Consider the following 20403-nt stretch of genomic DNA (forward strand, 5'->3'; position numbering starts at 1 on the left):
GGCCCTTTTCCGTGTCGTCTCCACCGCGCGATGGCGTGGAGTGACGGTCGGGCTAGCTTCAGGCGGCTGTGCCGCCGCGGTTGTCCGCCAGCCGCGGCAGGACGCGGAAGGCGACGCCGCCCGCGATCATCGTCGCGGCGCCCACGATCAGGAACGCGGTCTGCCCGGCACCGGTCTCGGCCAGCTGCTTGCCGTCGCCGGCCTGCTGCGCCGAGGTGTCCGAGCCGGTGTCGGTGAGGGCGGAGGTGCCCTCCTCCTGGGGAACGCTGTCGTTGGCGCCGCCGTCCGGGATGGTGCCGGGGCCACCGGTGGTGCCGCCGTCCGAGCCCGGGTCGGTCGGGACACCAGGGTCGGTGGGGGTGCCCGGGTCGCTGGGCGTGCCGGGGTCGGTCGGCGTACCCGGGTCGGTCGGCGTGCCGGGGTCCGTGGGCGTACCCGGGTCGGTCGGCGTGCCGGGGTCGGTCGGCGTACCCGGGTCGGTCGGGGTGCCGGGGTCGGTCGGGGTGCCGGGGTCGGTCGGGGTGCCGGGGTCGGTGGGCGTACCCGGGTCGGTGGGCGTACCCGGGTCGGTCGGGCACTCCGGGTCGGCGACGACGTCGCAGATCGGGTCGTCACCTGTCTTCGCGCTCACGCTGAGTGGCCCGGCGTCGACGCCGATGCCCGCTGCCGAGGCGACGCCCGCGGCAGCCAGGGAAGCGCCGACGGCCATCACGGCGCCGGTGGCTATACGTGCGACGCGAACGCGCGTCTTCCTCGTCATATGTCTGCTACCCCCAGTAGCTGTTGTCGATGTGGCGGCGCGGTGGGGCCTGCCGTGCTCGACGGGGGCGGCTGACGTTCCCCCGGTTCACAAGCGCCCCGGACATGCGCATGCCGCGCTTCACCCTTCCCATTTTTCTAGGGAACGTCAAGGTCGTTGCGGGCGCGATGTCCTGGGGGGCGGCGTTTGCCGGGAGTTGATTGACGTGACTGTGACCCGGAACCCGAGATATAGGACAACTGCCGCCCGTTGGACGGCAGTTGCCTTAGGTTGTCATGTCGACGGACTTACTTGTCCTGCTGCTTGCGCCAGCGAATTCCGGCCTCCAGGAAGCCGTCGATCTCGCCGTCGAGCACGGACTGCGGGTTGCCGACCTCGAACTCGGTGCGCAGATCCTTGACCATCTGGTAAGGGTGCAGGACGTACGAACGCATCTGGTTGCCCCAGGAACTACCGCCGTCGCCCTTGAGGGCGTCCATCCTGGCCCGCTCCTCCTGGCGCTGCCGCTCCAGCAGCTTGGCCTGGAGCACGTTCATGGCCGTGGCCTTGTTCTGGATCTGGGAGCGCTCGTTCTGGCAGGAGACGACGATGCCCGTGGGGAGGTGGGTGAGGCGGACCGCGGAGTCCGTCGTGTTCACGCCCTGGCCGCCGGGGCCCGAGGAGCGGTACACGTCGACCCGCAGTTCCGACTCGTCGATCTCGACGTGGTCGGTCTGCTCCACGACCGGAAGCACCTCGACGCCCGCGAAGGAGGTCTGACGGCGCCCCTGGTTGTCGAACGGCGAGATGCGCACCAGGCGGTGCGTGCCCTGCTCGACCGAGAGCGTGCCGTACGCGTACGGGATCTGCACGGCGAAGGTGGTCGACTTGATGCCGGCCTCCTCGGCGTACGACGTCTCGTAGATCTCCGTCTTGTAGCCGTGGCGCTCGGCCCAGCGCAGGTACATGCGCTGGAGCTGCTCGGCGAAGTCGGCGGCGTCCACGCCGCCCGCCTCGGCGCGGATGTTGACCAGCGCCTCGCGGGAGTCGTACTCGCCGGACAGGAGGGTGCGGACCTCCATCTCGTCCAGCGCCTTCTTCACCGCGACCAGCTCGGACTCGGCCTCGGCGAGGGTGTCCGGGTCGTCCTCCTCCTCGGCCATCTCGAAGAGCACGGTGAGATCGTCGATCCGGCCGCGCAGCGTCTCCGCCTTCCTGACCTCGGCCTGGAGGTGGGAGAGCTTGCTGGTGATCTTCTGCGCCTCGTCCGGGTTGTCCCAGAGGGACGGCGCGGCCGCCTGCTCCTCGAGCACGGCGATGTCTGCCCTCAGCCTGTCGAGGTCCAGGACGGCCTCGATCGACTCCATGGTCGAGGAGAGGGACTTCAGCTCTTCGGATACATCGACGACTGCCACGCCCCCAGCGTAACGGCTCCGCCGGGTGCGGTCGGTCCTCGGCCGGCTGGACCACGGTGATGCGGGGTGTCACTCCCGGCGTACCGGGGGCTGCCGCCCCCGGACTCCGCTGCCGGCCCCTGCGGGGCCTCGTCCTCGAACGCCGGACGGGCTGGATGACGGCCGGCCTCGGCTGGATGGTTCCCAGCGCTGCTCTCAGGGCCCCCTGGCGCCCGCGTCCCTTTCCGTCCCCCGCTCAGTGCCTGCCGAGACGGGTGGGGCCGGGGCGGAGTCTCAGGCGGTCAGGGGGTCGATGTCGTCTGGACGTCCTGGGGCGGGGTGTCGTCGGTGGAGGTGGCCCACACCCCGTAGCCGACCGCGGCCGCCAGGAGGGTGCCCGCGACGGTGAGGGTGAGTTTGCGGCGCCGGGCCGCTGCCCGGTGGCGGGCCGAGCCGGGACGGGGGGCTCCGGAAGGACGTGGGGCGCGGGCCGTTCCGTGGGCGCCGCCGGCCAGTTCGTCGGGGGCGGGGACGCGCATGGAGGTGTGGGTGTCGCGGTTGGAGTCGGGCTTGGCGCCGGGGACCAGGGCGACCGCGCCCCGGCGGCGGACCGGTTCCTCGGTGGGCGGCGGTGCCGGGGGGCCCTCCGGGGCGGTCTCGGGGTCGGGCTCGTCCACTTCGAGCGGGGGGATACCTGTCAGGGCCGGCAGCTGTTCGCGCAGGCGGGCGGCGAGTTCTGAGGCACGCAGCCGGGAGGCGGGGCCCTTGGCGAGGCACTGGACGATGAGCTGCCACAGCTCCTCGGGGATGCCGGGCAGCGGCACGACGGTCTCGGTGACGTGTCTGCGGAGCACCGCGCCGGGGTGGCCGCCGCCGAAGGGGGTGAAGCCGGCGAGCAGCTCGTAGAGGACGGTTGCCAGGGCGTAGATGTCGACGGCGGCGCGCGGGGGCAGGCCCTCGACGATCTCGGGGGCGAGGTAGTCCGGGGTGCCGATGATCTTCGTGGCGCGGGTGCGCCGGGGGGAGTCGATGAGCTTGGCCACGCCGAAGTCGGTGAGCAGCGCCGGGTGGGCGCCGCCGGGGCCGAGCGGGCCGCGCATGTCGAGGAGGATGTTCTCGGGCTTGACGTCCCGGTGGACGACGCCCGCGGCGTGCGCCGCGGCGAGGCCGTCCGCGACGTCGGCGACGATCGCCACCGCGGCCTCGGGCGCGAGCCGGCGCTCGCGCTCCAGGCGGGTGCGCAGGTCGGTGCCCCGGACGATGTCCATGACCAGGGCGAGGTCGTTGCCGTCGACCACCAGGTCCCGGACGGTGACGATGTGGGGGTGTTCGAGACCGAGCAGCGCGGTGCGCTCCTGCACGAAGCGGCCGACCAGCTCCTGGTCGGAGGCGAGGTCCTCGCGCAGCATCTTGATGGCGACGGGGCCGTCCGGCCCCTCGCCCAGCCACACTGTCCCGGCGCTGCCCCGTCCCAGGATCTGGTTGGCGGTGTACCGGCTGCCGATCTTCCGTGCCAAGACTGCTCCTACAGACGCGTGTTGCCCCGGTCGACAAAACTACGCGCCCGGCGGGGCCGCCTTCACCGCGGAGCCGGAAATCACCCGCTGGGTGTCGACAAGTCCCCAGAACCGGCTCCGCGGGCGGCCCTTCAGTTACCGCCGCCCGTGGAGCCGTCCAGGTTCTTGACCCAGTCGGAGATGGAGCCGGCCCAGGCGCTGAGCTGGTCCCAGTAGCCCTTGCCCTGGCCGACCCAGGTGTGCAGCGGGGTCAGCTCCCAGACCAGCCAGCCGGCGACGACCAGGATGACGATCGTGAACAGGCAGCCCTTGAGGCAGCCGAGGCCGGGGATCTTCATCGGGTTGGCGCCGCGCTGCCGGGGCGCGCGGGGCTCGCGCGCCGGCCGCTGCGGCTCCGGCGGGGCGTACCGCTGCGGCTGCGGGGCGTACTGCTGGGGCTGGGGCTGCGGGGCGTACTGCTGCGGCTGCGGCTGCGGCTGCGGGGTGGAGCGCCGGGGCTGCGGGCGCTGCTGCGGCTGCGGCTGACGCGGCTGCTGGGGCTGGTGCTGGGGGCGGGCGGCCTGCCGCTGGGGGCGACGGCGCAGCGGGTCCTCGTCCGGGTCGAGGTACTGGACCTGGGTCTGCTCGTTGCGGTCGCGGGCGGCGCGGAGCTGGGTCTGCCAGGGGTGCGGCTGGTCGGGGTCCTGCCGGTTCTGCCCGTAGGGGTCGTCCTGCCGGTTCTGCCCGTAGGGGTCCTGCTGGTCGTACTGGCCGGGCCGGCCCTGGGGCACCGGGGGCATGACCGTGGTGGGGTCGCCGCCCGCGCCGGTGCTGGGGAGCACGGTGGTCGGGTCGGCGGCGCCGTGCGGGCCACCGGTGTGCGGGAGGAAGCTGGTGGCCGCGTTGGGGTCGTACGTCCCCCGGGCGGCGTTCGGAGGCAGCACCTGGGTGGCGGAGTTGGTGTCGGGCACGTCAGGTACGGGGGCCGGGGCGGGGTCGGGTGCGAGGAGGGCGCCGACGCCCTCGGCCGCGGCGATCCGGGCCGGGCTCGCGTGCACCCCGACCCCCTCGGCGACCACGCGCAGGGCGTGGGCGAGGTTCTCGGCGCTGGGCCGCTGCCCCGGGTTCTTGCGCAGGCAGCGCTCTATGACCGTCCACAGCGGGTCGGGGATCGTGGAGGGGCGGCGCGGCTCGGCGCTCAGGTGCTGGTGCAGCACCTCCAGGGCGGTGGCGCCGGAGAACGGCGGACGCCCGGTGACCAGCTCGTACAGCAGGATGCCGGCGCCGTAGATGTCGACGGCGGAGGTCTGCGGGCGGCCCTCGGCGGACTCCGGGGCGACGTAGGCGGGGGTGCCGACGAACTCGTGGGTGCGGGTCAGGCCGGGTGAGTCGGCCAGCCGGGCGATGCCGAAGTCGGTCAGCATCGGGTACATCCGGCCGTCGTACTGGCGCAGCAGCACGTTGGCGGGCTTCAGGTCGCGGTGGACGACGCCGTCGGCGTGGCTGGCGGCGAGCGCGTCGGCGACCTGGGCGGTGAGCAGGGAGGCGGCGACGGGCGAGAAGGTGCCGTTCTCGCGCAGGTAGCGGTGCAGGTCGGGGCCCTCGACGAGGTCCATGACGAGCGCCAGCAGATCGCCCTCGACGACCAGGTCGCGGACCCGGACGATGTTGGGATGGGTGAGCCGGAGCAGTACGGACCGCTCGCGCAGGAAGCGCATCACGATGTCCGGGTCGCTCGCCAGTTCCTCCTTGAGGACCTTGATGGCGACCTTCTCGCCGGGCCGGCCCGCCACGGCCGCCTCGGCGCCTTCCGTCTCCCTCCCCGGGGGAGTTCCGACAGGCCGCGCGCCGGGGGGGACCCCCACGCTCGCGCGCCAGACGGTGCCCGTGGCGCCGCGTCCGAGCGGCTCCTCGAGCAGGTACTTGCTGCCGACTGGCCGCACGTCACGCGCTCCCTGCTGCTGGCTGGCTTGTCTCGCCGGTGTTCCGGCGTTCCGACCACTGTAATGGCCCGTCCCGGAGCCGCCCCTCGTGTACTACGCGCGGCCCGCGGTACGCGTTCGCCCGTGTTCGGAGGAAAGACGCTCACCTCGGGTCCACCGGTTGCCGGTTCCCGTACGTGACCGATCTCAAGTGACCGCCGCCGCGTTACCGCTCAGGCACTTTTGGGGGCAGAGCTGACCAATCAAGATCACTTGGTACCGGGACGCGGGCGGGAGGGCCGCGACAGGTGCGAGGATGCCTTCAGTACTGGCCTACGTGCCCATGCGGAGCGGGGGATCTCCGCGGCCGGGCAGAAGGGACCGCTGACGGCGATGCAGATCCGGCTGACCGTCGTAGATCCGCTGGGCGCGTCCCCGATGCGGGGTGGCGCCGCGACGCGCGACGTGCTGGTCACGGCGCCCACGGGTACCGAGCTGGCGGCGGTGGCGCCCGCGCTGGCCTCGGCGGCCACCGGGGAGAGCGGGGCCGGCCGGGACGGCGGCGGCGGTGCGCAAGTCGTGCTGTACGCGGGCCCGGACCGCCTGGACCCGCGCCGCCACACCCTCGGCGAACCCCCGCTGGTCGACGGCGCGGTGCTGTCGCTGGGCGCCCCGGCGGCCCCGGAGCCGCATCCCGAGCTGGACGACACCCCGACCCAGCTCCATGTGGTCGCGGGCCCGGACGCGGGCGGGGTCCATCTGCTGCACGGCGGCCGGATAACGGTGGGCCGCTCCGCCGAAGCCGACGTACCCCTGGACGACCCCGACGTGTCCCGGCTGCACTGCTCGGTCGACGTCACCGCGGGGGGCCGCGTCTCGGTGACCGACCTGGACTCCACCAACGGCACCACGCTGGACGGCGTCCGGGTCACCGGCCGTCCCCTGCGCTTCCCGTCGGGCGGCCTGCTGCGCCTGGGTGAATCGGCCCTCAGGGTGACCCCGTCGGGGGGACCCGGAGCCCGGGTGCGCACGGTGCCGGACGGGGAGGGCTGTGTCCGGGTGCCCCTCGGGGACGACCCGGACGCCCGCCCCTGGGAGACCACGGACACCGCCCCGGCACCGGCCCAGGCAGGCCCAGAAGGCCCGGACGCCCCGGACGGCCCGACCGGGCACGCCTACGGCACGGCCGGCCGGATCGGCGCGGAGCGCATGACGCGAACCGTCGTACCCGGGCAGGGCCGGGCGCCGCGCATCGAGAGCGGCGCCCCGCACCACCTCTCCGGCCCGTACCGGGAGCACGACACCCACCCCGGCCACCGGCCCGACGACGCCCACCCCGACGCACTGGACTCCCCCTCCCGCAAGGGCGTCCCCGTACCGGGCACCGACCTCCCCGCGGCCCGGCGCCGGGGCGGCATAGGCGCCTGGGCGCGCAAGCTGACCGGCACCCGCGCCGGGCAGGCCCCGGACGAGCCGGCCCCGTACCCCGAGACCACCTCCTTCGCCGTGCCCGAGGCGTTCCGGCGCCCGGAGACCTGGCCCGACCCGGCCGCGCTGCTGCTGACGGCACTGGGTCCGGGCCCCCGGCTGTGGGAGCGGGGGCCGGGGCACCACGAGGCGCTGGCCGTGCGGCTCGGCACCGCCGACCGGACCGCGCCGGACGGCTCGGCGCTGCCCGCGGTGCCGGTGACGACCGCGCTGCGGGAGGCGGGGGCCCTCGGCCTGGCCGGTCCGCGCCCCCGGCTCGCCGGGCTGGCCCGCTCGGTGCTGGCCCAGCTCGCCGCGCTGCACTCCCCCGGCCTGCTGGAGATCGTGCTGATCAGCGCGGACCGCTCCCGCTCGGTGGAGGAGCGCACCGCCGAGTGGTCGTGGCTGGGCTGGCTGCCGCACGTGCGGCCGGGCCACGGCCAGGACTGCCGGCTGCTGCTGGCCTACGACCGCGAGCAGGCGGCGGCCCGTACCGGGGAGCTGCTGCGCCGGGTCGAGAGCGGCGCGGACCCTGCCGTCTTCCGGCCCGGTTCCGACGGACATCCGGGGCCGTACACGGTGGTCGTGGTGGACGGCGATCCCGGCGGCTCGGCGCTGCGGGAGGACGTGGCGCGGCTGGCGGTGGGCGGACCGCGCGCCGGGGTGCACGTGGTGTGCCTGGCCGAGACCGCGCCCGCCTCCCCCGCCTCCCCGCTCGGGGAGACCTACGAGGCGGCCTGCGCGGTGACGCCCACCTTCCGGGAGTGCGGCTCGGTGGCGGTGCTCAGCGGGGACGTGGCCACCGCGCTGCGGCTGATGCGGGTGGCGCCGACCGGTCCGGTGGGGCCGGGCACTCTCGCCGCCGTGGACGCCGTGTCGGCGGCCTGGGCGGAGCGGTTCGCGCGGGCGCTGGCCCCGCTGCGCCCGGACGCCCCCGACGACGACCGGCACGCGCGCGTGGCCGTGCCGCTGCCGCTGTCGGCCCGGCTGCTGGACGAACTGGGGCTGGCCCGTGCCACCCCGGCCTCGCTGATGGCCCGCTGGGCCGACGCGGCCGACGACACCGAGTCGATGGGCGGCCGGGCCCGCGCGGTGCTGGGCGCCGGTCCACGCGGCCCGGTGACCGCCGACCTGGTGGCCGACGGCCCGCATCTGCTGGTAGAGGGCCCGCCCGGCAGCGGCCGTACGGAGCTGCTGCGGGCGGTGGTGGCGTCGCTGGCCGCCGCCGAGCGCCCGGACCGGCTCGGCATGGTGCTGATCGACGGCCGGGACGGCGTCGGCACGGCGGCCGGGGTCGGCGAGGGGCTGCGCTCCTGCACCGACATCCCGCATGTGACCACCCATCTGATCGCCAACGACCCCGTGCGCATGCGGGAGTTCGCGCAGTCGCTGAGCGCGGAGCTGAAGCGGCGGGCGGAACTGGTCGGGCTGACCGACTTCGCGCACTGGCACACCGCGCACGAGGTGTCCGGCCGGATGATCGCCCAGCGCGGCACCGGCGGACGCGGCGCGGGCGACGGTGACCTGGAGGCGCTGCCCAGCTCCACGCTGCGGCTGCGGCCCGGTGCCGCCCGGCGGCACACCGAGGCGGCGCCACCGCTGCCCCGCCTGGTGGTGGTCGTCGACGACCTGGACGCGCTGGTCTCCCCGGCCCTGGGTTCCCCGGGCCGGCCCGCCGCCGGGTCGGTGGTCCGGGCGCTGGAGGCGGTGGCCCGCGAGGGCGAGCGGCTCGGCGTGCACCTGGTTACCGCGTCCGGCGCGGGCGGGCGCGCGGCGGAGACGGAACCGGCGCGGCGGGCCACGCTGCGGGTGACGCTGGACGCGCCGCCCGGCGGACGCGGTACGGGCCCGGCCGAGCGGGGCGCGGAGGGCGAACCGGCGCCGGGGCGCGGGGTGCTCTCGTACCCGGACGGCAGGGTCACCGGGGTGCAGGGCGGCCGGGTGACGGGCCGTATCCCGCGCACCGCGACCCAGCGGCCGACCGTGCTGCCGCTGGACTGGCAGCGGATGGGCGACCCCCCGGCCCGGCGCCCGGTGCGCGAGCTGGGCAACGGCCCCACCGACCTGGCCCTGCTGGCGAGCGCGGTGGAGCGGGCGGCCCGCCAGGTGTCGGCCGGTCAGGTGCCCTCACTGCTCTGACCGAAGGGCACTGGAATTCCCCCTCTCCGGCGCGCATACCCCGACGGTCACGAGCCGGTCACGATGAGTGGCCGGAGCGTGCGGGTGCTCTTGCCGCACCGGGACGGCCCGGCGTACACCGGAGCGCACACGCAGAGTTCAGGCGTTCAACGGAGAACGACGAACGGGGAAGTGATGCGCAAGCCGAGCGACACCATCCGAGGGCGCCGGGCCGGCGCCGCCGTCGCCGCGCTGCTGGCGGGGGCCCTGACGCTCACCGCCTGCTCCGGCGGTGACGAGGGGAAGAAGGACGCCGACGAGAGCGGTGGAGCCACCGGCTCTACGGTCACCCTGCCGAAGCTGAACGGCACGCGACTCGAGGTCGCCGCCGTCTGGACGGGTGCCGAGCAGGCCAACTTCAAGAAGGTCCTCGCGGAGTTCGAGAAGCGTACGGGCGCGAAGGTGACGTTCGTGCCCGCGCAGGACCCGATCATCAACTTCCTGGGCTCGAAGATCGCGGGCGGGCAGCCGCCGGACGTGGCGCTGCTGCCGCAGCCGGGCGCCGTCAGGCAGGCGGTCGGGAAGAAGTGGGCCAAACCGCTCGGCCCGGACGCCGTGCGGGAGCTGTCGAAGAACTACTCGGCCGGCTGGCAGGACATCGGCAAGGTCGACGGCAAACCGTACGGCGTCTACTACAAGGCCGCCAACAAGTCGCTGATCTGGTACAACGCGCCCGTCCTGGAGAACGCGGGCGCCAAGGAGCCGAAGACCTGGGCCGAGCTGCTGACGACCGCTCAGGCGGTGTACGACTCCGGTGTCACCCCCTTCTCGGTGGGCGGCGCGGACGGCTGGACGCTGACCGACTGGTTCGAGAACGTCTATCTCTCCCAGGCGGGCCCGGAGAAGTACGACCAGCTCGCCAAGCACGAGATCAAGTGGACCGACCCCTCGGTGAAGCAGGCGCTCACCACGCTCGCCCAGATCTGGGCCAAGAAGGACTATGTGGCGGGCGGCGCGGACGGCGCGCTGCAGACCGAGTTCCCGGCGTCGGTGACCCAGACCTTCACCGGCGGCGACCAGCCCAAGGCCGCGATGGTCTACGAGGGCGACTTCGCGCAGGTCAACATCGGTGAGACCAAGGCGAAGGTGGGCGCGGACGCCAGGGTGTTCCCGTTCCCGTCGGTCGGCTCGACCGCGCCGGTGGTCTCCGGCGGTGACGCGGCGGTGATCCTGAAGGACTCCAGGGGCGCCCAGGCGCTGGCGACCTTCCTGGCGTCCCCGGACGCGGCGACGGTTCAGGCCAAGCTCGGCGGCTATCTCTCGCCGAACAAGAACGTGCCGGACTCGGCCTACCCGAACGACACCCAGCGCACCATCGCCAAGGCCCTCATCAAGTCCGGCGACGACTTCCGGTTCGACATGTCCGACCAGGCGCCGCAGGCGTTCGGCGGCACGCCCGGCAAGGGCGAGTGGAAGGACCTCCAGGACTTCCTGAAGAACCCGAAGGACGTCGCGGGCACCCAGGCGAGGCTGGAGAAGGACGCGGCGGCCGCGTACGGGAACGGGGGCTGATCCGGTCATGGCATCGGCAGCGGCGGCCGGAGACCCCGTGGGCCCGGCCGCGCCGAAGAGCCGCAGGAGCGTGACCGGGACGCGCAAGGTGGTGGCGGCGCTCTTCCTGCTGCCCGCCCTGGTGCTGCTCGGCGCGCTCGTGCTCTACCCGATCGGGTACTCGGTCGTCCGCAGTCTCTACGACTCCTCGGGCGACCGGTTCGCCGGATTCGACAACTACCAGGCGCTGTTCACCGACGACGGCATCCGCACCGCACTCAAGAACAACGTCATCTGGGTGGTGTCCGCGCCCACCGTCTCCACCGCGCTCGGCCTGGTCTTCGCCGTACTGACCGAACGGGTGCGCTGGGGAACGGCGTTCAAGCTGGTCGTCTTCATGCCGATGGCGATCTCGATGCTGGCGGCCGGGATCATCTTCCGGCTGGTGTACGACCAGGACCCGGACAAGGGGGTCGCCAACGCGGTGTGGGTCGGGGTGCACGACTCCTTCGCCCAGGCGTCGGCGTTCCCGAAGGCGCACCCCGGCCGCGAGTCGCCGTTGGCGGGACAGGGCGGCGCCTTCCTCACCAAGGACCCGGTGAGGGCGGGCACCCCGGTCGCGCTGCCGATGGTCGGCGTGGCCCCGGACCAGTTCCCGGACGGCGCCGAGCGGGCGGTGGCGGCCCGGCCGGAGCCGGGGAAGGTCACCGGTACGGTCTGGCAGGACTTCACCCGGGGCAAGGGCGTCGGGAAGCTCGGGGCGCCGGACCCGACCGAGCGCGGGTACGCCGGGATGCGTGTCGAGGCCGTGAAGGACGGCGAGGTGGTGGCCTCGGCGAAGGCGTCCGGTGACGGCACCTTCACGCTGCCCGCCTCGGCGGACGGGGCCCGACTGCGGCTCCCGGCGGCCAACTTCAGGGAGGCGTACAACGGCGTCGACTGGCTCGGGCCGGCCCTGGTCACCCCGGCGATCATCGGCTCCTACGTCTGGATGTGGGCGGGCTTCGCCATGGTGCTGATCGCGGCGGGGCTCGCCGGGGTGCCGAGGGAGCTGCTGGAGCAGGCGCGGGTGGACGGCGCCGGTGAGTGGCAGGTGTTCCGCAAGGTGACCGTGCCGCTGCTGGCGCCGGTGCTCGCGGTCGTCGCCGTCACGCTGATGATCAACGTGCTGAAGGTGTTCGACCTCGTCTACATCATCGCGCCGGGCTCGTCCCAGGACGACGCGAACGTGCTGGCGCTGGAGCTGTACCGCAAGGGCTTCTCCGAGGGGCGGCCCGGGGTGGCCAGCGCCATCGCGGTGTTCCTGCTGCTGCTGGTGATCCCGGTGATGCTGTTCAACATCCGCAGGCTGCGGCGGGAGGGCGGGCGATGAGCACGCACACCGAGAGCGCGGGACGGGTGCGCGGGCTGCCCGCCCGCGCCGGCGCGCGGGGCCTGCGCTCGCTGGGCGCCCGGCTGGTCGAGGGACTGGGCGGCGGGCTGATCCAGTTCGCCCTGGTCGTGGTGGCCCTGTTCTGGCTGGTGCCGACGGTCGGGCTGCTGATCTCCTCGCTGCGCTCGCCGGAGGACATGAACGCGAGCGGCTGGTGGACGGTGTTCACCGAGCCGTCGAAGCTCACCTTCGAGAGCTACGGCAAGCTGCTGGAGAACGGCGACATCACCCACTCGCTGGTCAACACCGTGCTGATCACGGTCCCGGCGACGCTCGGCGTGGTGGTGATCGGCTCGCTGGCCGCCTACGCGTTCGCGTGGATGGAGTTCCCCGGCCGCGACTGGTGGTTCCTCGGCGTGGTCGCGCTGCTGGTGGTGCCGGTGCAGGTGGCGCTGATCCCGATCGCGGAACTCTTCGGCGAGATCGGGCTGTTCGGCTCGATCCTCGGCGTGGTGCTGTTCCACATCGGGTTCGGGCTGCCGTTCGCGGTGTTCCTGCTGCGGAACTTCTTCGCGCAGATCCCGCGCGAGCTGCTGGAGGCGGCGCGGCTGGACGGCGCGGGTGAACTCCGTTTGTTCGCCCGGGTGGTGCTGCCGCTCGGCGCGCCCGCCATCGCGAGCCTCGGCATCTTCCAGTTCCTGTGGGTGTGGAACGACATGCTGGTGGCACTGGTGTTCACCAAGTCCGGCTCCCAGCCGGTCACGGTGGCGCTCCAGACGCAGGTACGCCAGTTCGGCAACAACATCGACGTGCTCGCGCCCGGCGCGTTCCTGTCGATGGTGATCCCGCTGGCCGTGTTCTTCGCCTTCCAGCGGCAGTTCGTGTCCGGGGTGATGGCGGGAGCCGTCAAGTAGTCCTCACCGCGAAGGTGTTGCCCGGGGGAGTCATCGCCTCTCCCCCGGGCTTCCCCCGTATGCCGTAGGAGCCGTGACCAACTCGTCCGGACGGCCGTTGCAGGGCAGAAGGCCCGTGCCGACCGACCCATGGATGTGCCTTGCCCAGGTTCAGCGTCATCGTCCCCGCGTACGAGGTGCAGGCGTACCTAGCCGAGTGCCTGGACTCGGTGCTCTCGCAGTCGTATCCGGACCTCGAACTGATCGCGGTGGACGACCGCTCGCCGGACGGCTGCGGCGCGATCATCGACGAGTACGCGGCCCGCGACGCCCGCGTGCGGGCCGTGCACCTTCCGGAGAACCGGGGCCTCGGCCCGGCCCGCAACGCCGGCATCGAAGAGGCGCGCGGCGACTACCTGCTCTTCCTCGACGGCGACGACACCCTCACCCCGCACACCCTGCGCGCCGTCGCGGACCGCGTCGCGCGCACCGGTGAGCCGGACGTCCTGGTCTTCGACTACGCCCGCACCCACTGGGACGGCACCATCCTGCGCAACCGGCTCGCGGACCGGCTCACCGAGGACGGCCCGGCCCCCTTCACCCTGGCCGCCCGGCCGGGGCTGCTGCGGGTGCTGATGGTGGCGTGGAACAAGGCGTACCGCAGGGAGTTCGTCACCCGCGAGGGCTTCGCCTTCCCGCCGGGCTTCTACGAGGACACCCCCTGGACCTTCCCGGTGCTGATGGCGGCCGGCTCGATCGCCACGCTGGACCGGGTCTGCGTGCACTACCGCCAGCGCCACCGGGGCAGCATCCTGCGCACCACCAGCCCCCGCCACTTCGACGTGTTCGACCAGTACGACCGGGTGTTCGCGTACCTCGGCGCAAGACCGGAGCTCGAACGCTGGCGGCCGGAGCTGTACGCCCGGATGCTCGACCACCTCACCACCGTCGCCACCCGCCGGGACCGGCTGCCGCGCGGCAGTCACGCCGCCTTCCTGCGCCGGGCCCGCGCCCACTGCCGCCGCCACCGCACCCCCAGCACCCCGGTACCCCCGGGCCTGCGCCGCGCCCTGGTCCGGCACGGCCTGCACCGCACCCTGCGCACCCTGCGCCTCGCGGCCGCGCTGCGCCGTCACGTACACGCGGTGGCCGGACGGTGGACGGGGGCCCTGCGGGCGGCCGCCCTGCGCCTGCACTACCGGGTGCAGCGCCGGCTGCCGCTGCGGGCCGACCACGCCCTGTTCGCCGCCGGGCCCACCCGGGAGCACGGCCGCGACCCGCGCGCCCTGGAGGCCGCCTTCCACACGCACGCCCCGCAGGTGCGCACCGCGTGGATCGACGGCCCCGCGGCGCCCGCCGGCGCGGCCCGGCTGCGCCCCGGCACGGCCGCCTGCTGGACGGCCCTGGCCCGCGCGAAGTACCTGGTGCACGACGACGGCTTCGGGCCCGGCCTGCGCAAGCGGCCCGGCCAGGTCTTCGTACAGACCCGGCATGCCACCCCGCTCGGGCACACCGGCCTCGACCTGCTGGAGCGCCCGGCGGCCGCGCACGGGACGGACTTCGCCGGGCTGCTGCGCGAGGCCGACCAGTGGGACCACCTGCTCTCCGGCAGCAGGCACGCCACGCTGACCTGGGAGCGGGCCTACCCCGGGCGCTACTCCGTGCTGGAGTACGGCGCCCCGCGGAACGACGGCTTCCAGCGCGCCAGCGCGGCGGAGGTGGCGCGGGCCCGGGAGACGCTGGGCGTCCCGGAGGGCGCCGTCGCCGTCCTCTACGCGCCGGCCCACCGGGACCACCGCCGTACCCAGACCCCGCCCCTGGACCCGGTACGGCTGCTGCGCCGCCTGGGCCCGCGGTTCGTCCTGCTGTGGCACGGGCCGCAGGGTGACCAGCCCCGCACCGAGGGCCGCCTCGTACACACCTGGGGAAACCCGGACATTCTCTCCTTGTTCCTGGCCTCTGACGTACTCCTCACCGACTTTTCACCGCTGTTGTTCGACTACGCCGGCCTGGACCGGCCGGTCGTGCTGCACACCGGCGACTGGGAGACCTTCACCGCCGTCCGGGGAAGCTATGTCGACCTGCGGGCCTGCCCGCCCGGAGCCCTTGCGGGCAGCGAGGACGAGGTGATCGAGGTGCTCACCTCCGGCCGGTGGCGGAGTGAACAGGCCACCCGGTCGCGGGCCGCGTTCCGTGACCGGTTCTGCCCCTTCGATGACGGAAACGCCGCTGAGCGCGTGGTGAAACATGTGGTGATGGGGGGTCCACCAGGGCTCCCGGCGGTGACCCCGACCGCTCAGCGACGGCTGGCGCGGCCCGCTGCGGAGACCCTGCCCCGGGCGCCGCTCGCGTCCGTGCCACAACCTTCCGGCCCGCCCCCCATCACCGACGGCCGCTGAATACCGTTGAACCTTCCAGGTGCGGCCATGCCTCGCGACGCGACACGGCGCACCCCGGCCCGACCGGCCCCTTGCTCTCCCGTCGGACGGCCCGGCCACGCCCGGAAGACGACAGAAAGACACGCATGCCGCGCTTCAGCATCATCGTCCCCTCCCACGGGGTCTCGGGCAGACTGCCCGAGACCATGGACTCGGTGCTCTCCCAGTCCTTCGGCGATCTGGAACTGATCCCTGTCCTCGACTCCCCGGACACCCCGGACACCCCGGACTCCCCGGACTCCCCGGCCGCGACGGTGACCGACGCACGCGCCGAGCGCGACCGGCGCGTGCGCCCCGTGCACTCACCGGCGGCCGCGGGACTGAGCGGAGCGCGCAACGCGGGGCTGCTGGCCGCGACGGGCGATTACGTGCTGTTCCTCGACGGCGACGACCTGCTGCTGCCCGGCGCGCTCGCCGCGCTGGACCAGCGGCTGGCCGAGACGCCGGGCGTCGACGTGCTGCACGCCGAGTACGAGCGGGTGCCGTGGTGGGAGGGCAAGCCGGCCGTGGCGGTGAAGCCCCTGCCGGCGAAGGCCCCGCAAGGCGCCTTCACCCCGGGTGAGGCTCCCGAACTGACCGGGGTGCAGCTGCCCGCCTGGAGCGCGGTCTACCGGCGCGGCTTCCTCATCGAGAACGAGCTGAGCTTCCCCGAGGGTCACTTCACCGACCTCGGCTGGGCCGGGCTGATCACGGCGGCGGCCGGGCGGCTGGCCGTGCTGCGGCGGCCCATCGTGCGACACCGGGCCCGGCGTCAGGGCAGCAGGCTGAACATGCCGGGACCGCACCAGCACGAGCTGCTGGACCAGGTCGACCTGGCACTGAGCCGGGCCACGGAGTGCCGGCTGCCGGCCGAGCGGGTCCGGGTCCTGTTCGACCAGCTCTTCGCACCGGTGCTGAAGACCCTGTCCCGGCCCGAGCGGCTGGCCGGCGGGCACCGTGCCTTCTTCCGCCGCGCCTCGGAGCTGTACCGCAAGCACCGCCCGGCGGGCTTCCGCACGCCCGGCGGCAGTCTCGGGCTGCAGCACCGGCTGCTGGCCTCGGGCGCGTACACCGCGTTCCGCGCGCTGCGCGCCGCAAGCCGGGTGACGACCGGCGCCAAGGCCAGGGTGCCGCGCCCGCGCATGCTGCGCACCCGGCTGCGCTACGCCCGCGCGCTGCGCCGCCCCGTCGACCCGGACCTCGCCGTGTTCTGCGCCTACTGGGGTCGTGGCTACACGTGCAACCCGGCCGCGATCCACGCCAAGGCCCGGGAGCTGGCGCCGCACATCGAATCGGTCTTCCTGGTGACGGCCGACCAGGCGCACACGGTGCCGGCGGACGTGGACCACGTGGTGATCGGTTCGAGCCGGTACTGGGAGGTGCTGGCGAGCGCCAAGTACCTGATCAACAACGCCAACTTCGCCGAGGGTGTCGTCAAACGGCCGGGCAGTGTGCACCTCCAGACCCAGCACGGCACCCCGCTGAAGAAGATGGGCGTGGACCAGTCGACGTACCCGGTGGTGGCCGCGCGGTCGGGCAGCTTCACCAAGCTGCTGAGCCGGGTGGACCGCTGGGACTTCAACCTCTCCTCCAACCGGCACTCCACCCAGATGTGGGAGCGTGCCTTCCCCGGCTCCTACGAGGCGCTGGAGTACGGCTATCCGCGCAACGACGTGTACTGCACGGCGACCGCCGCGGACGTGGCCCGTGTCCGGCGCGAGCTGGGCGTCCCGGAGGGTGCCACGGCGGTGCTGTACGCGCCCACCTACCGCGACCACGCGACCGGCTTCGAGTCCGGCCTGGACCTGGCGGAGTTCGTCGAGGCGGCGGGTGACGACGTGGTGGTGCTGCTGCGCGCCCACTACTTCTACGACGAGGGTCTCGTCCGGAGTTCGGACCGGATCATCGACGTCACCGCGCACCGCTCGGCGGAGGACGTGTGCCTGGCGGCGGACGTGCTGGTCACGGACTACTCGTCGATCATGTTCGACTACGCCAACCTGGACCGGCCGATCGTGGTGTTCGCGGACGACTGGGAGGTCTACCGGGAGACCCGGGGCGTCTACTTCGACCTGATGGCCGAGGCGCCGGGCCCGGTGGCCCGCACCGCCGAGGAGCTGGCGCGGATCTTCCGCGACGGCGTGTACCGGGACGAGGAGTCCACCGTCCGCCGGGCCGCGTTCCGGGAGCGGTTCTGCGAGTTCGACGACGGGCACGCCGCCGAGCGTGTCGTACGGCGGGTGCTGCTCGGTGAGCCGCCCGAGGCGCTGCCGCCGGTGGTGCCGCTCGCCGAGCGTGTGCCCGCCCCCGCCGCCGCGACCCTCGTGAGGAGCTGATCCGCCGTGCCCCGCTTCAGTGTCATCGTCCCCTGCTTCAAGGTGCAGGGCTTCCTGCGCGAGTGCCTGGACTCGGTGCTCGACCAGTCCTTCGGCGATCTGGAGGTGATCGCCGTGGACGACCGCTCGCCGGACGGCTGCGGCGCGATCCTCGACGAGTACGCCGCGCGTGATCCCCGCGTGAAGGTGCTGCACCTGCCGGAGAACGTCGGGCTCGGCCGGGCACGCAACGCCGGTATGCCGCACGCCACCGGCGACTACCTGCTCTTCCTCGACAGCGACGACACCCTGACGCCCGGCGCGCTGGCCGCCGTCGCCGGCCGGCTGGCGGAGACCGGGGACCCGGACGTGCTGGTCTTCGACTACGCGCGCACCTACTGGTGGGGCGGCACCCGCCGCAATGTGCTGGCGCACGTCCTGGCGGCCGGGGACGGCACCTTCGACGCCGCCGAACGGCCGGAGATCCTCGACCTGCTGATGGTGGTGTGGAACAAGGTCTACCGCCGCGACTTCGTGACGGCGAACGGCTTCACGTTCCCGCCCGGCTACTACGAGGACACCCCGTGGACGTTCCCGGTGATGCTGAGCGCCGGGCGGATCGCCACCCTGGACCAGATCTGCCTGCACTACCGCCAGCGCAGGCAGGGCAACATCCTCTCCACCACCAGCCGCAAGCACTTCGACGTGCACGACCAGTACGAGCGGGTCTTCGCGTTCGTCGAGGGGCGCCCGGAGCTGTGGCGGTGGCGGCCGTATCTGCACCGCAAGATGGGCGAGCACTGCCTGGACATCCTGGCCAAGCCGGACCGGCTGCCGCCGGGTGACAGGGCCGAGTTCTTCCGCCGCACGGCCGAGCTGTTCCGCGCGCACAAGCCGGAGGGCGCCGACGCGGAGGGCGAGACCGCCGTGCTGGAGGGCGCGTACGGCGCGTATCTGCTGCGGCGCCGGGCGGGCCAGGCGCGCCGGGTCACCGGCCGGGGCGCCACGCGGGTGCGCAGGGCGGTCGGGGTCCGGGCCCGCCGGGGCTGGTCGTCGGTGCAGTCGCGCCGGCCGCTGGACCCCGGCCTCGTGGTGTACTCGGCGTCCTCGCACCGGGGGATGCTCGGCGACCCGGCGGCGATCTACCGGGCGGCGCGCCGGATCGCGCCCGGCCTGCACGGCGTGTGGGTGGTCCGGGACCAGGAGACGGCGGCGACGCTGCCGCCCGGCACCGACCACGTGCTGGTGGGCTCGCGGCGCTATCTGGAGGTGACGGCGCGGGCCTCGTACTTCGTCAACGACGTCAACTGGCCCTCCGAGCTGGTCAAGCGGCCCGGTGCCACGCACATCCAGACCCACCAGGGCACCCCGCTGAAGCACCTGGGCTCCGATCTGCTGGACCGGCCCGGCGCCCGGCTCGGTTTCGATGTGCCCCGGATGCTGCGCCGGGCGGACCGCTGGGACTACAGCCTGGTCGCGTGCCGGTACGCGGAGCTGGTGCTGGAGCGGGCCTTCCCCTGCCACTTCACCTCGGTGCGCACCGGCAGCCCGCGCAACGACGTGCTGGTGGACGCGGGCGCCACGCGTGGCCGGGAGTTCCGGCTCCGGCACGGCGTCCCGGAGGACCATACGGTGGTGCTGTACGCGCCGACCAGCAGGGACCATGTGCGGGGCGGCCATGTGGACCGGCTCGACCTGGCCCGGTTCGCGGCCGCGCTGGGTGAGAAGCACACGCTGGTGGTGCGGCTGCATCCGTCGCTGGCCAAAGGTCCGGCGCGCGGCGCGGGGCTCTCGGAGCTGGCCCGGCGCCGAGTGGTGGTCGACGCGACGGACGAGCCGGACGCGGCGGAGGTGATGCTCGCCTCGGACGCCCTGGTCACGGACTACTCGTCGATCATGTTCGACTACGCCTGCCTGGACCGGCCCATCGTGGTCCTCGCCGACGACTGGGACACCTTCCGGGCGAGCCGGGGCGCCTATCTGGACATCACCGAGCAGCCGCCGGGCCACGTGGCGCGCTCGGAGAGCGAGCTGGCGTCGCTGTTCGCGGCCGGGACCTGGCGGGACGGGGAGTCGGCGGCGCTGCGGGCCGGCTTCCGGGCGCGGTTCTGCGAGTTCGAGGACGGCCGGGCCGCCGAGCGGGTGGTGCGCACCCTGCTGCTCGGCGAGGAGATGCCCGCCACCGCGACGGCGCGCATCCCGAGCCCGGCCGCGGGGAGCGACCGGCTCACCCGGGCGAGGTGAGCCGGTGCGGGCGCGCGCCCGCACCGCTGGTCACTCGACGACGAGGGTGACCTCGATGTTGCCCCGGGTGGCGTTGGAGTACGGGCAGACCTGGTGGGCGGTCTCGACCAGCTTGCGGCCGGTCTGCTCGTCCACCGTGTCGGGCAGCTCGACGCGCAGCGTCACCTTGAGACCGAAGCCCTCGCCCTGCTTGCCGATGCCGACCTCGGCGGTGACGGCGGCCTCGGAGACGTCGACCTTGGCCTGGCGGCCGACGAGGCCGAGGGCGCTGCCGAAACAGGCGGCGTAGCCGGCGGCGAAGAGCTGCTCGGGGTTGCTGCCCTGGCCGTCGCCGCCCAGCTCGGCCGGCATGGCGAGGGCGATGTCGATGCGGCCGTCGGAGGAGACGGCGCGGCCCTCGCGGCCGTGGGTGGCGGTGGCGACGGCGGTGTAGAGCGCGTCCATGGGGAGACCTGTCCTCTCGGGAATTCGGTGG

At 73.7% G+C, this 20403-nt stretch carries 12 protein-coding genes; 7 read left to right on the top strand and 5 right to left on the bottom strand.

What is annotated here, in order from left to right; genetic code table 11:
• Positions 1-58 precede the first annotated feature (58 nt).
• From ACFWN1_RS15515 to ACFWN1_RS15530, 4 genes are all read right to left on the bottom strand, one after another.
• Entirely contained in the window at positions 59-760 is a 702-nt protein-coding gene (locus tag ACFWN1_RS15515; RefSeq protein WP_384361832.1) for a hypothetical protein, read from the bottom strand.
• 287 nt (positions 761-1047) lie between these two features.
• Complete coding sequence (gene prfB, locus ACFWN1_RS15520) at positions 1048-2154, bottom strand: peptide chain release factor 2 (RefSeq protein ID WP_384361835.1); 1107 nt, start codon at positions 2152-2154, stop codon at positions 1048-1050.
• A gap of 281 nt (positions 2155-2435) precedes the next feature.
• Positions 2436-3650, bottom strand: a complete 1215-nt coding sequence (locus ACFWN1_RS15525; protein WP_384361838.1) for a serine/threonine-protein kinase — start codon at positions 3648-3650, stop codon at positions 2436-2438.
• 131 nt (positions 3651-3781) lie between these two features.
• Positions 3782-5572, bottom strand: a complete 1791-nt coding sequence (locus ACFWN1_RS15530) for a serine/threonine-protein kinase (RefSeq protein WP_384361840.1) — start codon at positions 5570-5572, stop codon at positions 3782-3784.
• 372 nt (positions 5573-5944) lie between these two features.
• On the opposite strand from ACFWN1_RS15530, the gene ACFWN1_RS15535 reads away from it, so the two are divergent.
• The 7 genes from ACFWN1_RS15535 (at position 5945) to ACFWN1_RS15565 (ending at position 19928) form a co-directional block, all read left to right on the top strand.
• Positions 5945-9157: an FHA domain-containing protein gene (locus ACFWN1_RS15535; RefSeq protein WP_384361843.1), complete on the top strand. Its 3213-nt coding sequence runs from the start codon at positions 5945-5947 to the stop codon at positions 9155-9157.
• 174 nt (positions 9158-9331) lie between these two features.
• A complete protein-coding gene (locus ACFWN1_RS15540; RefSeq protein WP_384361845.1) occupies positions 9332-10708 on the top strand; it encodes an ABC transporter substrate-binding protein in 1377 nt (458 codons plus the stop codon).
• A gap of 7 nt (positions 10709-10715) precedes the next feature.
• Positions 10716-12059: a carbohydrate ABC transporter permease gene (locus ACFWN1_RS15545; protein WP_384361847.1), complete on the top strand. Its 1344-nt coding sequence runs from the start codon at positions 10716-10718 to the stop codon at positions 12057-12059.
• Entirely contained in the window at positions 12056-12973 is a 918-nt protein-coding gene (locus tag ACFWN1_RS15550) for a carbohydrate ABC transporter permease (protein ID WP_384361850.1), read from the top strand. Before ACFWN1_RS15545 ends, ACFWN1_RS15550 begins: the two co-directional genes overlap by 4 nt.
• 140 nt (positions 12974-13113) lie before the next feature.
• The gene (locus tag ACFWN1_RS15555; protein ID WP_384361852.1) at positions 13114-15351 is read left to right on the top strand and encodes a CDP-glycerol glycerophosphotransferase family protein; all 2238 of its coding nucleotides are present in this window, start codon (positions 13114-13116) and stop codon (positions 15349-15351) included.
• Positions 15352-15476: 125 nt separating this feature from the next.
• On the top strand, positions 15477-17705 hold the full coding sequence (locus ACFWN1_RS15560; protein WP_384361855.1) for a CDP-glycerol glycerophosphotransferase family protein: 2229 nt from the start codon (positions 15477-15479) through the stop codon (positions 17703-17705).
• A gap of 6 nt (positions 17706-17711) precedes the next feature.
• Positions 17712-19928, top strand: a complete 2217-nt coding sequence (locus tag ACFWN1_RS15565; RefSeq protein WP_384361858.1) for a CDP-glycerol glycerophosphotransferase family protein — start codon at positions 17712-17714, stop codon at positions 19926-19928.
• Positions 19929-19958: 30 nt separating this feature from the next.
• Here ACFWN1_RS15565 and ACFWN1_RS15570 read toward each other — a convergent pair whose 3' ends face one another.
• Positions 19959-20372, bottom strand: coding sequence for an organic hydroperoxide resistance protein (locus ACFWN1_RS15570; protein ID WP_384361861.1), 414 nt, complete (start codon positions 20370-20372; stop codon positions 19959-19961).
• Between the last annotated feature and the right edge of the window lie 31 nt (positions 20373-20403).

Origin of the sequence: Streptomyces sp. NPDC058459 (assembly GCF_042721685.1) — a bacterium.
GTDB lineage: Bacteria > Actinomycetota > Actinomycetes > Streptomycetales > Streptomycetaceae > Streptomyces.

Coding starts and splice junctions, on each gene's coding strand:
- ACFWN1_RS15515 (WP_384361832.1), bottom strand. CDS start 760: ATGACGAGGAAGACGCGCGTTCGCGTCGCACGTATAGCCACCGGCGCC.
- ACFWN1_RS15535 (WP_384361843.1), top strand. CDS start 5,945: ATGCAGATCCGGCTGACCGTCGTAGATCCGCTGGGCGCGTCCCCGATG.
- ACFWN1_RS15540 (WP_384361845.1), top strand. CDS start 9,332: ATGCGCAAGCCGAGCGACACCATCCGAGGGCGCCGGGCCGGCGCCGCC.
- ACFWN1_RS15545 (WP_384361847.1), top strand. CDS start 10,716: ATGGCATCGGCAGCGGCGGCCGGAGACCCCGTGGGCCCGGCCGCGCCG.
- ACFWN1_RS15550 (WP_384361850.1), top strand. CDS start 12,056: ATGAGCACGCACACCGAGAGCGCGGGACGGGTGCGCGGGCTGCCCGCC.
- ACFWN1_RS15560 (WP_384361855.1), top strand. CDS start 15,477: ATGCCGCGCTTCAGCATCATCGTCCCCTCCCACGGGGTCTCGGGCAGA.
- ACFWN1_RS15570 (WP_384361861.1), bottom strand. CDS start 20,372: ATGGACGCGCTCTACACCGCCGTCGCCACCGCCACCCACGGCCGCGAG.